Consider the following 11,576-nt stretch of genomic DNA (forward strand, 5'->3'; position numbering starts at 1 on the left):
GGGGAACCGCTTGGCGAACCTGTCCAGACCGACCGGCTGGAGCATGGCCGCCGTGATGGCGACGACGTCCTCCCGCTCCCGTTCCGAGGATGTCCCGCTCACCCCTCGCCGATTGCCCCCGACCGGGCGGATCACACCGTGCGGGCGGCCGAAAACGGGGAACGCGGTTGCCCGAGGCCCCCTGGGAGACGAGGAGGAGACATGGGCGGCGACGGCAACAGCGCCTACGGCCACAAGACGTTCAGCAGGTCCCGGAGCCACTTCCGGGACCGCATCACCGCCGACGGCCAGAACGGCTGGCCGGTCGCGGCGGGGCGCTACCGGCTGGTGGTGTCCCGGGCGTGTCCCTGGGCGAGCCGGGCGGTGGTCTCCCGCCGGCTGCTGGGCCTGGAGGACGCGCTGCCGATGGCGGTCACCGACCCGGTCCAGGACGACCGCAGCTGGCGGTTCACCCTGGACCCGGACGGCCGGGACCCGGTGCTCGGCATCCGGTACCTGAGCGAGGCCTACGACCGGCGCGAGACCGGCTACCCGGGCGGGGTGAGCGTGCCCGCGGTCGTGGACGTGCCGAGCGGGCGGCTGGTCACCAACGACTACCAGCAGCTCACCCTGGACCTGGCCACCGAGTGGCGGGCACTGCACCGCGACGGCGCGCCCGACCTGTATCCGGCGGGCCTGCGCGACGAGATCGACACGGTGATGGCGGAGGTCTACCAGGACGTCAACAACGGCGTGTACCGGGCCGGGTTCGCCACGAACCAGAAGGAGTACGAGGAGGCGTGCACGGGCGTGTTCCGGCGGCTGGAGCTGCTCGCGGACCGGCTGGCCGGGCAGCGGTATCTGGTCGGTGACACCCTCACCGAGGCCGACATCCGGCTGTTCACCACGCTGGTCCGGTTCGACCCGGTGTACCACGGCCACTTCAAGTGCAACCTCTGGAAGCTCGCGGAGAACCCGGTGCTGTGGGCGTACGCCCGTGACCTGTTCCAGACGCCCGGCTTCGGCGACACGGTCGACTTCGACCACATCAAGCGTCACTACTACCAGGTGCACACCGGCATCAACCCGACAGGGATCGTCCCGCTCGGCCCGGATCTGGCCGGCTGGCTGAGTCCGCACCACCGCGAGGAGCTGGGCGGCCGGCCGTTCGGCGACGGGACGGCCCCGGGGCCGGTGCCTCCCGGTGAACGCGTGCCCGCCGCGGCGCGGCCCGCATGAGGACCGACTGACGAGGAAGTAGTCACACATGGCCAAGACAAAGAAGAAGAAACTGCCGCTCGTCTACCAGCCGGTCGGGTTCGTGCTCAGCTGGGCGAGCGGCGCGCTGGCCGGTCTCGCCTTCCAGAAGGCGTGGAAGGCGATACGGCACGAGGAGGACGCGCCCGACGCCCTGGACCCGGACCGCGGCTGGGGTGAGATCCTGCTGGCCGCGGCGGTCCAGGGCGCGATCTTCGCGGTGGTGCGCAGCGCCGTGGACCGCACCGGCGCCAAGGCCATCGCCCGGTCGACGGGTGTGTGGCCGGTGGCCGACGAGAAGGGCCGGCAGTGAGACCGTGAGCCCCTCGCTCAGCCCCGCTTGGGTGCCGTCGAGGGCACCAGGCGCAGGGTGAAGGAGTGCCCGGCGGGGTCGGCGTACCCGCGTTCCTCGTACGGCCCCGCCGCGTCCTTGGTCTCGATCGGCCGGCCGCCGAGTCCCACGACCCGGCGCTCGGCCTCGTCCAAGTCCTCGACCAGGAAGTCGAGATGGGCCTGGAGGGAGTTCTCGGGGCGCGGCCAGCTGGGCGGAGTCGCGTTCACGTCCCGCCGGAAGGCGAGCCGGACGCCGTCGGCCCCGCGGATCTCCACCAGGTTGGCCGACGCGCCCGTATGCTCGCCCTCCAGCAACTCCCTGTAGAACTCGGCGAGTTTCTCGGGCTCGGCGCAGTCGAGTACCACGACGCCCGCTTTCACCAGTGCCATGCTTCCTCCCGGGGATGTCCTCTCCCTGCGGATATCCCGGGCCCCCGGATTCAGTCGGCGAGCAGCCACTCCCCGTCGCGCATCAGCTCCCGCCCCTGCAGCTCGTTCGCCTCGCGCCAGGCCTGGACGCGCTGCGGTACGACCGTGAAGTACAGGTAGCGCGTGGTGAGTTCACGGGGGTCGAAGCCCGTCTTGCCGGCGAAGACCTCGGCGTCCTCCTCGGGCAGGTCCTCGGGCGTCACCGCCCGGACGGTGCCCTCGACGAGGACGACGTCCCGGGTGGGACCGATGCCGAGGCGCGCCCTGCCGGTGGCGGTCAGGTTCCGGCCGGTGGGGCTGTCGGCGGGGGTGGCGATCAGCAGGACGGCGCCGTCCCAGACGAAGGACAGCGGCACGAGGTAGGGGGCGGCACCGTCGGGGCCGGCGGTGGCGACCCAGGCGTCGATGTCGTGCTCCAGCCGGTGCAGGGTGTCCTTCTTGCGCTGTGCGGCGGTGCGGGCGGGCGGCGGGGTCATGACGTTCGGCCTCCTCTGGGTGCGAATGCAGTCCAGTCTGGCCGTCACCCCCGTGTCGTGGCACGGATGTGATCAAGGCGTGTCCGGGCCGCGGTCAGCAGCAGCTCCAGCGCGGCCGGGTAGGAGCTGCCGCGCATGGTGGCGACGAGGTGGCGGGCGGTGGCCGCGATGTGCGGGTGGCTGTCGGCGGACAGCGTGCCGTAGGTGCCGCGCCACACCTCCGCCTCGGCCTCGCGCGCGGGCCGGGGCAGGGCGGTGCCCGCCGAGTCCAGCGCGCCGAAGGCGAGGGCCTGGTCGACGAACGCGTGATAGATGCGCACCGCCTCGGCGTCCGGGAACCCGGCCCGCCGCAACACCCCGAGGATGCTCTCGACCGCCTGGATCTCGTGTGCCCGGCCGGTGACGCGATGGGCGCTGAGCACCGCGGCCCGGGGGTGGGCGAGGGCACCGGCGTGCATGCGCAGGCCGAGGTCGCGCAGGTCGGCGGCCCAGTCGCCGGTGGGCCGCCAGGTGGCGAGGGTGCGGCCGATCAGCTCGTCGGCGACGGCGAGCATCAGGTCGTCGGTGTGCCGGAAGTACCGGTACAGGGAGCTGGGGTCGGCGCCGAGGGCCCGGCCGAGGCGGCGCACGGAGAGGGCGTCGGCGCCGTGCTCCTCGATCAGCCGCATGGCGGTCCTGACGATCAGCTCCTCGGAGAGCACGACGCCCTGTTTGGTGGGGCGTCGGCGCCGGCGATCGCTCGGCGGGACGACACGGTCGCTCATGGGGGCCTCCCTGGGGATGTGCCCGGCACCTTATGACAACACCGTTGACCTGTTAAGTCCCCCGGCAGTTTCATGTCCGGTCACCGGGGCCGTCCGGGCCCCGCGGTGCGAGCGGAGAGCCGGCCATGAACGACAGAACCATCGGAGTGGACCCCCCCGCGCGGCCCGGGCTGCGCAGGTCCCTGAGCGTGACGGACGGCATCGCCGTGGCGGCCTCCAGCACGGCCGCCACCACCAGCATCGGCATCGGCCTCGGGGTGATCGCCGGCGTGGTCGGCCCGCATCTGCCCGCGATCATGCTGCTGTCCTTCCTGCCGGTGCTCGGTATCGCCGGGGCCTACTCGCGGCTCAACCGGGTGGAGCCGAACGCGGGCAACGGCTATGTGTGGGTGGGCCGTTCGCTGAGCCCCTGGCTCGGCTTCACGGTCGGCTGGGTGAACATCGTGGCGAGCGTGGCGTTCCTCGCGTACACCACGGCGGTCACCGGATCGGCGGTGATGCAACTGGCCGGGGAGGCGGGACTGCACCGGATCGGCTCGCTCGGCCTCGACCCCGGCTCGACCGCGCAGACGACGGCGGTCGGCATCGTCGTCCTGGTCGCGGTCACCCTGACCGCCGTGACCGGCGTCCGCAGCGCGGCCCGGCTGCAGGGCGCGCTGCTGGTCTTCGAGTACGTCGTGCTGCTCGGCTTCTGCGGCTACGGCATCGTGACGGGCCCGCACCGCTTCAGCCTCTCCTGGTTCGACCCCTTCGCGATCCCCTCGGCGACCGCGCTGGCGCAGGGCCTGGTCCTGTCGGTGTTCTGCTACTGGGGCTTCGAGGCGGCGTTCACCGTCAACGAGGAGGTGCGCGAGCCGCGGGACGCCTCGCGGGCCGGGACGATCACCCTGGTGACGATGCTCGGGCTGTTCCTGCTGGGCTCGCTGGCCTTCCAGCGGGTGCTGTCGCAGGACGAGCTGGCCGGGCACGGCGCGCAGGGCCTCGCGTACTACGGCGACCGGCTGGCCGACCGGCCGCTGGCCGCGCTGCCCCTGGTGGCGCTGATGTTCTCGGCGGTGGCCTCGCTCCAGGCGGGCGTCATCCCGACGGCGCGCGGGATGTTCGCGATGAGCCGGGACCGTACTCTCGGAGCGGTGTGGTCCAGGGTCAGTGCCCGGTACGGGACCCCGGCGGCCGGGACGCTGCTGATCGGGGCGCTGTCGGTCGCGGTCGCGGCGGCCGCCCTGGTGATCCCGCGCCTGGCCGACATGATCGACGCGGTGGTGAACGCGGTCGGGATCGTCGTCGCCCTGTCCTACGCGCTGACCGCCCTCGCGGCGGCCGTGCGCTTCCGCTCCCTGCTGCGCGAGGACTGGCGGCAGGGGGTGCGGGCGGTGGTGCTGCCCGCGCTCAGCGCCGCCGCGCTGCTGGGCCTCGGCGGCTATCTGGCCTGGTCGTTCTACCGCTCCGCCGACCATCTGGCGCTCCGCGCGGACAACGGCTGGTTCCTGCTGCTCATGCCGCTGGTGATGATCGGATCCGGATTCCTGGTGGCCGGATGGGCGAAGTGGGTGCGCAGGTCGCCGTACTTCCGCACCGGCGAGGGCACGGACGCCGACGCCCAGCAGCTGCTCACCACCTCCAACTGACCTTCAGGAAAGGCATCATGCACGCCGATCTGCTCTTCACCGGCGGTCCCGTCCTCACCCCCGGGGGCCGCACCGCGACCGCGGTGGCCGTCACCGGTGACCGGATCACCGCCGTCGGGCACACCGAGCTGAACGAACTGGCCGGCCCGCGCACCGAGGTGGTGGACCTGGCCGGACGGCTGCTGCTGCCCGGCTTCCAGGACGCGCACGTCCATCCGGTGCCGGCCGGGCTCGAACTGTCCCAGTGCGACCTGGCCGGTACGACGACGGCCGAGGAGACCGTGGCCGCCGTACGCGCCTACGCCGACGCCCACCCCGAGCGGGAGTGGATCCTCGGCGGGGGCTGGTCGATGGAGGCGTTCGCGGGCGGTACGCCGACCAGGGAGCTGCTGGACGCGGTGGTCCCGGACCGGCCGGTGTACCTGCCGAACCGGGACCACCACGGCGCCTGGGTCAACAGCCGGGCACTTCAGCTGGCCGGCATCGACCGGGACACGCCCGACCCGGCCGACGGCCGGATCGAGCGGGACGCCTCCGGCGTGCCGAGCGGCACCCTGCAGGAGGGGGCGATGCAGCTGGTCGGCCGGCTCACGCCGCCCGCCGGCGCGGCCGAGCGGCTGGCCGCGCTGCTGCACGCCCAGCGGCATCTGCACGCGCTCGGCATCACGGCCTGGCAGGACGCGCTCGTCGGCGACTTCCTCGGCATGGACGACCCGGCCGAGGCGTACCTCACCGCGGCCCGGGACGGTTCGCTCACCGCGCGGGTGGTCGGCGCGCTGTGGTGGGACCGCGAGCGCGGGGCCGAACAGATTCCCGAACTCGTGGAGAAGCGGCGCGCGTTCAGCCATGGACGGTTCCGCGCGGGCACCGTGAAGCTGATGCTGGACGGAGTCGCCGAGAACCACACGGCCGCGCTGCTCGACCCGTATCTGGACAAGTGCGGCTGCGTCACGGCCAACCGGGGCAAGAGCTTCGTCGACCCGAAGCAACTACCCGCATATGTGACCGAGTTGGACGCGCTCGGCTTCCAGTGCCACTTCCACGCGCTGGGCGACCGGGCCGTACGGGACGCGCTGGACGCGATCGAGGCGGCCCGCGGCGCCAACGGGCCGAGCGACACCCGGCCCCATCTCGCGCACCTCCAGGTCGTGCACCCGGACGACGTGCCGCGCTTCGCCCGGCTCGGCGCCACGGCGAACATCCAGCCGCTGTGGGCCGCGCACGAGCCGCAGATGGACGAACTGACGATCCCGTTCCTCGGACCCGAACGGGCCGCCTGGCAGTATCCGTTCGGCGCGCTGCTGCGCTCCGGGGCACGGCTCGCGGCGGGCAGCGACTGGCCCGTGAGCAGCCCCGACCCGCTCCAGGGCGTCCATGTCGCCGTCAACCGGACCGAACCGGGCGGCACACGGCCGGTGTTCCTGCCGGACGAGCGGCTGAGCCTCGGGGAGGCGCTCACGGCGTACACGGCCGGTTCGGCGTACGTGAACCATCTGGACGAGGCCGGGCGGGTGGCCGTCGGGGCCCTCGCCGACCTGGTCGTCCTGGACCGCGACCCGTTCGCCGGGCCGCCCGAGGCGATCGCGGAGACGGCGGTGGCACTCACGTACGTGGGCGGCGAGCGGGTGTACGCGGCGCCCGGGGCCTGAGCGCCGCCCCGCGCCGGGTCAGCGGCAGTCGGCGCCCCGCTCCAGCCGGGGCCACGCCTCGATGCCGTCGGGCGTGCGGACGTACGCCGTGGACCGGTCGGGGGTGAGCCACAGCCGCCAGTCGTGGTAGCGGTACCCGGTGTCGTGCGCTCCCGCGGGCAGCGCACGGACCCGGCCTCGGTACGGGACGGTGAGCAGGCCGTCCCGGCCGAGGACGCCCTCGGGGTCGCGGCCGTAGGTCCGGTCGCCGAGGCTGAGGACGTGGGCCGACCCCCAGCCGCAGTGTTCCGCCCCGGGCGAACTGCTGACCCCGCTCACCGGGACCCGCCGGCCGGTGCGGTCGGTCCAGATCTCCCAGCCCATGGCGTCGGTGTAGCCCGCGGGGAGTTCGGCCGGGTCGCAGGAGGCGCTCGTCTCCGGGCCCCAACCGGGGCGGCCCTTCCGGTCCCTGGCGACCACGACCGCCACCTTGGTGCGGCCGCCGACGTCGAAGGAGTACAGCACCCGGTCCGCATCCCGGCGTTCCACCCGGTAGCCGTGCTCGGGCACCTCCGGCTGGAACATGTCGAAGTAGAGGGCCAGTCCCTCCTCGGGTGTGGCGCCGCCGTCGGGGGTGCTCCACCCGTCGGGTCCCTCGCCGTCGAAGATCTCGCCGTCGCACTCCAGGGCCCGGCCGGCGGCGCCGGAGGCGAGCCGCAGGGCCCGGGGCCCGCTTCCGTCGAGGTCGCGCGTGGGGACGTGGAGCGGGCCGCCGTAGGGGGAGGCCGGAGGGGTGCCCCGCACCACCAGCTCCGGCTCGGTCCCGGAGCCGCATCCCACCGCCGTCACGGCCGCCAGCACCGTCACCGCCACGAGCCCTCTGCGCATGCCCGCCCCTCCACCCCTCGGTCGCCGTCGGCTCCTTCGACGCCGGAGCGGCCCGGAACGTTCAGCGGGCCTCCTGGAACGTCCGCCGGTAGGCCCCCGGGGACACCCCGATCGCCGCGTGCAGGTGCTGGCGCAGCGAGGCGCCGGTGGCGAAGCCGACCTCGCCGGCGATCCGGTCCACGGACAGGTCGCTGGACTCCAGCAGGTGCCGGGCGCGGACCACCCGCTGCTGTATCAGCCAGCGGCCGGGGCTGAGGCCGACCTCGTCGTTGAAGCGGCGGGCGAAGGTGCGCTGGCTCATGCGGGCGTGTCCGGCGAGGTCGGCCAGGGTGAGCGGCTGGTCCAGGCGCCCCAGGGCCCAGGCGCGGGTGGCGGCCGTGCTCGCGGCGCCGCTGACGGGCACCGGCTGCTCGATGTACTGGGCCTGGCCGCCGTCCCGGAACGGGGGGACCACACAGCGCCGGGCGACGGCGTTGGCCAGCTCGCTGCCGTGGTCGGTGCGGATGATGTGCAGGCAGATGTCGACACCGGAGGCGGCTCCGGCCGAGGTGAGGACGCGGCCGTCGTCGACGAAGAGGACGTCCGGGTCGAGGTCGACCTGCGGGTAGCGGCGCCGGAACAGGTCGGCCACGTGCCAGTGCGTGGTCGCGCGGCGGCCGTCGAGCAGGCCGGCCGCGGCGAGCACGAAGGCGGCTGTGCAGATGGAGACGATCCGCGCGTCCGGGCGGATGCGGGCCAGCGCGCCGGCCACCTCGTCGGGCAGCTCGGTGGGGATGTGGGTGGGCGGTACGGAGGTGACCACCACGGTGTCCGCCGTCTCCAGGATCTCGGGGCCGTGGGCCACGCCGACGGTGAAGTCGGAGTTGGTGCGCACCGGGCCGCCGTCGACCGTGCAGGTCAGCACTTCGTAGTGGCCGTCGGCCGCGCCGAGGATGCGGCTGGGGATGCCCAGTTCGAAGGGGTAGACGCCGTCGAGGGCGAGGACGACCACCCGTTCGGGACGCCGGGCGCGCAGCTCCATGTCGTACATGGCACGATCCTATCGAAGGTTGGCAATCTTGCCATTTCCTTGCCGCGCGGTCCCCGGCAGGCTGGGTGACCATGAGCGATGTGAACACGATGCGAGTCATCAGCCAGGACGTCCTCGGCGGTCCCGAGGTCCTGAAGGAAGTACGCGTGGAGCGGCCGAAGCCGGGCCCGAACCAGGTGCTGGTCCGGGTGCGGGCCGCCGGTCTCAACCCCACCGACTGGAAGCACCGGGCCTCCGGCCTCTTCCTGGGCCGGCCGCCGTTCGTCCTGGGCTGGGACGTCTCCGGCGAGGTCGCCGAGACGGGGATCGGCGTCGTCGCCTTCGAGCCCGGCGACGAGGTCTTCGGCATGCTTCCCTACCCGTACGGCCACGGCTCGCACGCCGAGTACGTGATCGCGCCGGTCCGTGCCCTCACGCACAAGCCGGCCTCCATCGACCACACCCATGCGGGCGCGCTGCCGCTGGTCTCCCTGACCGCCTGGCAGGCGCTGACCGAGCACGCCGGCATCCGGCCGGGGCAGCGGGTGCTGATCCACGCGGCGGCGGGCGGGGTCGGGCACGTGGCCGTGCAGATCGCGAAGGCGCGCGGCGCGTACGTGATCGGCACCGCGAGCGCGGGCAAGCACGACTTCCTGCGGGAGATCGGCGTGGACGAGGCGGTCGACTACCGGTCCACCGACTTCACCGAGGCGGTGCGGGACGTCGATGTCGTCCTGGACACGGTCGGCGGGGAGACGGCCGTGAAGTCCCTGCGGGTGCTGCGCCCCGGCGGGATCGTGGTGTCGATCCTGCCGGACGGTTCCCCGGAGTTCTTCGCGGAGGCCGAGCGGCTCGGCGTGCGCGGGGTGCAGATGCTGGTGGACGCCGACCGGGCCGGGATGGAGGCGGTCGCGGAGCTGGCCGCGTCGGGCCGGCTGCGCGCCACGATCGCCGGGACGTTCCCGCTGGCGGAGGCCGCCAAGGCGCACGAACTCGGTGACACCGGCCGGACGACGGGGAAGCTGGTGCTGCTCGCCGACTGAGCCGCCCCTGTGCGACACGCGTGAAACTCGAAGACATATGTCAATCGAACATGCTCAAATTCCTTCCATCGAGGGTAACTTGACGATCGGGGATACGACGTCGGGGCACGGGTGGGAGGTGATGCCGAGGTGCGACACGAGCCCGTACCCCTCACCCGGCATCTGCGCGTGTACGCATACCGGGCGCACACGGTCCTGGAGTTCCGGGGGGAGATCGACATCGCCGCGGCGGCGGAGATCGGCCCGGTCCTGGACCTGGTCACGGCCCGCCCCGGCGCACAGGTCGTGATCGACCTGCGGCACGTCGAGTTCTTCGACTGCTCGGGACTGCGCCTGCTCTACCGGGCGCGGGCCCGGGCCCTGGAACGGGGTGGGCGGGTGCACCTCGTGTGCACGCATCCGATGACCCTGCGCGTCTTCCGGGTGACCGGCCTGGCCCGGCTGCTGCCGCCGCATCCCACGCCGGACGCGGCCCTCGAGGAGGCCGAGGCCGCGTCCGGCTCCTGGTGAGCCGACGCGACGTCAGGCGTCGTGCTCTCCGCCACCGCCTCGGCTCTCAGGCGCTCCACGACTCCTCGAACAGGGCGCTGACGGACTCCCCGTTGTGAATGCGGCGGACCGCCTCGGCGAGGGCCGGGGCGATGGACAGGACCCGCAGCTTGTCCGTGTGCTCGGCCATCGGCACGGGCACGGTGTTGGTGCAGACGATCTCCAGCACCTCCGGCTGCTCGCTCAGCCGCTTGAGCGCACCGGCCGCGAACAGCCCGTGCGTGCACGCCACCCGGACCGAGCGCGGCCCCGACTCCCGCAGCCGGTCGAGGAGTTCCACCACCGTGCTGCCCTTGGCGATCTCGTCGTCCAGCACGATGACGTCCCGGCCGGCGACGTCGCCGATGACGGAGCTGATGGTCACCCGGTCGTCCGCGTACCGCTGCTTGGCGCCGGCCGCCACCTGCGCGCCGATCCGCCGGGCGAAGGCGGCGGCCTCCTTGGCGTTGCCGAGGTCCGGGGAGACGACCGTGGTGCGTGTCAGGTCGTACTGCCTGAAGTGCGCGGCCAGTTCCCGCAGGGCGTGCAGATGGTCCACCGGGACCGAGAAGAATCCGTGCACCTGCGGGGAGTGCAGGGTCATGGCGAGGACCCGGCTCGCGCCCGCCGCCACCAGCAGGTCGGCGACCAGCCGCCCGCCGATGGAGATGCGGGGCGCGTCCTTCTTGTCGGAGCGGGCATAGGAGTAGTGCGGCATGACGACGGTGATCCGGGCCGCGGAGGCGCCCCGGGCCGCGTCGCACATCAGCAGCAGCTCCACCAGGTGCTCCTGCACCGGCTTGACCAGCGGCTGGATCAGGAAGACGTCCCGTTCCCGGCAGTTGGCCTGAAGCTGTACCTCCAGACAGTCGTTGGCGAACCGGCTGACCCGGGTCGGGCTGAGCGGCACGCCGAGGTGCGCGCAGACCTCCTGGGCCAGGTCGGGGTGGGCACTGCCGCTGAAGACGGCGATGTCTCGCACGATCCGCTCCTCGCGTGATCACTCCGGGCTGCCGGGCTCATGCTACTGGCCGGGCCCGCAGCGGTAGAGCGTCTGGGCGCTCGCCGTCTCGCCCGCGCGCCCCGGCGCGGACGCGGCGGCGCCGGAGGGGTCCGTGCCGCCGTAGGCCGAGGCCGGGACCCTGGTGCAGGAGGACCGGACCCAGCCGGTGATCCGCTCGGTGGCCGTCCGCCCCGAACCGCCGGCCGCGAAGCCCATGCCGCGGTCGCCGCCCAGCAGCACGTACCGGACCTTTCCGGACGCCACCAGCCGCCGGAACCCGTCCTGCGTCGGGAACGGCGCCCTGCCGCTGAAGCCGCCGAGCGGCAGGACGTCCACGCCCGTGGACAGGATGTACGGGGACGCCGTGCTCCAGCTGGTGGTGGCGAACACGTAGGTGGCGGAGCCCTGGTGCGCGCGGGTGTAGTCCAGCAGCCGGCGCTGGTCCGTGGTCATTCGGCCCTGCGCGGCGGGGCCGCCCCACGCGCCGGCCCCGGAAAGCTCCGTACGGCCGGGGTCCGCCTGGGCGCCGGGCGCTCCGGCGGCCCCCATCGCCTGGCCCAGGCGCCCGGCCCCCGAACGCGCCGAACCGTGGCCGCGGTTCGTGCCGGACG

The 11,576-nt window shown here is 73.3% G+C and carries 12 protein-coding genes and 1 pseudogene; 6 read left to right on the forward strand and 7 right to left on the reverse strand.

Annotation, left to right across the window (positions count from 1 at the left end; genetic code table 11):
* Nucleotides 1-201 precede the first annotated feature (201 nt).
* Complete coding sequence (locus ACWEN3_RS30480) at nt 202-1,218, forward strand: glutathione S-transferase family protein (RefSeq protein ID WP_452977109.1); 1,017 nt, start codon at nt 202-204, stop codon at nt 1,216-1,218.
* A 28-nt stretch (nt 1,219-1,246) separates the two neighbouring features.
* Nucleotides 1,247-1,549, forward strand: coding sequence for a DUF4235 domain-containing protein (locus ACWEN3_RS30485; protein WP_452977111.1), 303 nt, complete (start codon nt 1,247-1,249; stop codon nt 1,547-1,549).
* A gap of 17 nt (nt 1,550-1,566) precedes the next feature.
* Here ACWEN3_RS30485 and ACWEN3_RS30490 read toward each other — a convergent pair whose 3' ends face one another.
* The 3 genes from ACWEN3_RS30490 to ACWEN3_RS30500 are packed head-to-tail and all read right to left on the reverse strand — an operon-like array spanning nt 1,567 to nt 3,238.
* Nucleotides 1,567-1,959, reverse strand: a complete 393-nt coding sequence (locus ACWEN3_RS30490) for a VOC family protein (RefSeq protein ID WP_452977113.1) — start codon at nt 1,957-1,959, stop codon at nt 1,567-1,569.
* Between the two features lie 50 nt (nt 1,960-2,009).
* Nucleotides 2,010-2,474 (reverse strand): pyridoxamine 5'-phosphate oxidase family protein, encoded by a 465-nt coding sequence (locus tag ACWEN3_RS30495; protein ID WP_452977115.1) that lies wholly within the window; start codon nt 2,472-2,474, stop codon nt 2,010-2,012.
* 44 nt (nt 2,475-2,518) lie between these two features.
* Nucleotides 2,519-3,238, reverse strand: coding sequence for a TetR/AcrR family transcriptional regulator (locus ACWEN3_RS30500; protein ID WP_452977117.1), 720 nt, complete (start codon nt 3,236-3,238; stop codon nt 2,519-2,521).
* 125 nt (nt 3,239-3,363) lie between these two features.
* On the opposite strand from ACWEN3_RS30500, the gene ACWEN3_RS30505 reads away from it, so the two are divergent.
* Entirely contained in the window at nt 3,364-4,866 is a 1,503-nt protein-coding gene (locus tag ACWEN3_RS30505) for an APC family permease (RefSeq protein WP_452977119.1), read from the forward strand.
* Between the two features lie 17 nt (nt 4,867-4,883).
* Nucleotides 4,884-6,515, forward strand: coding sequence for an amidohydrolase (locus tag ACWEN3_RS30510; RefSeq protein WP_452977121.1), 1,632 nt, complete (start codon nt 4,884-4,886; stop codon nt 6,513-6,515).
* An 18-nt stretch (nt 6,516-6,533) separates the two neighbouring features.
* Here the strand turns inward: ACWEN3_RS30510 and ACWEN3_RS30515 are convergent, their stop codons facing one another.
* Both ACWEN3_RS30515 and ACWEN3_RS30520 read right to left on the reverse strand, forming a co-directional pair.
* Nucleotides 6,534-7,382, reverse strand: a complete 849-nt coding sequence (locus tag ACWEN3_RS30515; protein WP_452977123.1) for a hypothetical protein — start codon at nt 7,380-7,382, stop codon at nt 6,534-6,536.
* A gap of 61 nt (nt 7,383-7,443) precedes the next feature.
* Nucleotides 7,444-8,412 carry a GlxA family transcriptional regulator gene (locus ACWEN3_RS30520; protein ID WP_452977124.1) on the reverse strand — a complete coding sequence of 323 codons (969 nt, stop codon included), beginning with the start codon at nt 8,410-8,412 and terminating at the stop codon, nt 7,444-7,446.
* Between the two features lie 71 nt (nt 8,413-8,483).
* Between ACWEN3_RS30520 and ACWEN3_RS30525 the strand changes: the two genes are divergently transcribed.
* Together ACWEN3_RS30525 and ACWEN3_RS30530 are read left to right on the forward strand one after the other, a co-directional pair.
* On the forward strand, nt 8,484-9,434 hold the full coding sequence (locus ACWEN3_RS30525; protein WP_452977126.1) for an NADP-dependent oxidoreductase: 951 nt from the start codon (nt 8,484-8,486) through the stop codon (nt 9,432-9,434).
* Nucleotides 9,435-9,563: 129 nt separating this feature from the next.
* Nucleotides 9,564-9,944 carry an anti-sigma factor antagonist gene (locus ACWEN3_RS30530; protein ID WP_452977128.1) on the forward strand — a complete coding sequence of 127 codons (381 nt, stop codon included), beginning with the start codon at nt 9,564-9,566 and terminating at the stop codon, nt 9,942-9,944.
* A gap of 46 nt (nt 9,945-9,990) precedes the next feature.
* On the opposite strand, the gene ACWEN3_RS30535 is transcribed toward ACWEN3_RS30530, so the two are convergent.
* Nucleotides 9,991-10,944, reverse strand: a complete 954-nt coding sequence (locus ACWEN3_RS30535) for a ribose-phosphate diphosphokinase (protein WP_452977130.1) — start codon at nt 10,942-10,944, stop codon at nt 9,991-9,993.
* Nucleotides 10,945-10,986: 42 nt separating this feature from the next.
* Nucleotides 10,987-11,576 (reverse strand): annotated as a pseudogene (locus tag ACWEN3_RS30540) (ArnT family glycosyltransferase); the annotation flags it as partial.

It is taken from the genome of Streptomyces sp. NPDC004561 (genome assembly GCF_053602155.1).

What these genes read in the sequence shown, in the direction of transcription:
- ACWEN3_RS30495 (WP_452977115.1), bottom strand. Translation starts at nt 2,474, where the DNA reads ATGACCCCGCCGCCCGCCCGCACCGCCGCACAGCGCAAGAAGGACACC.
- ACWEN3_RS30500 (WP_452977117.1), bottom strand. Translation starts at nt 3,238, where the DNA reads ATGAGCGACCGTGTCGTCCCGCCGAGCGATCGCCGGCGCCGACGCCCC.
- ACWEN3_RS30510 (WP_452977121.1), top strand. Translation starts at nt 4,884, where the DNA reads ATGCACGCCGATCTGCTCTTCACCGGCGGTCCCGTCCTCACCCCCGGG.
- ACWEN3_RS30520 (WP_452977124.1), bottom strand. Translation starts at nt 8,412, where the DNA reads ATGTACGACATGGAGCTGCGCGCCCGGCGTCCCGAACGGGTGGTCGTC.
- ACWEN3_RS30485 (WP_452977111.1), top strand. Translation starts at nt 1,247, where the DNA reads ATGGCCAAGACAAAGAAGAAGAAACTGCCGCTCGTCTACCAGCCGGTC.
- ACWEN3_RS30490 (WP_452977113.1), bottom strand. Translation starts at nt 1,959, where the DNA reads ATGGCACTGGTGAAAGCGGGCGTCGTGGTACTCGACTGCGCCGAGCCC.
- ACWEN3_RS30505 (WP_452977119.1), top strand. Translation starts at nt 3,364, where the DNA reads ATGAACGACAGAACCATCGGAGTGGACCCCCCCGCGCGGCCCGGGCTG.
- ACWEN3_RS30515 (WP_452977123.1), bottom strand. Translation starts at nt 7,382, where the DNA reads ATGCGCAGAGGGCTCGTGGCGGTGACGGTGCTGGCGGCCGTGACGGCG.
- ACWEN3_RS30525 (WP_452977126.1), top strand. Translation starts at nt 8,484, where the DNA reads ATGAGCGATGTGAACACGATGCGAGTCATCAGCCAGGACGTCCTCGGC.
- ACWEN3_RS30480 (WP_452977109.1), top strand. Translation starts at nt 202, where the DNA reads ATGGGCGGCGACGGCAACAGCGCCTACGGCCACAAGACGTTCAGCAGG.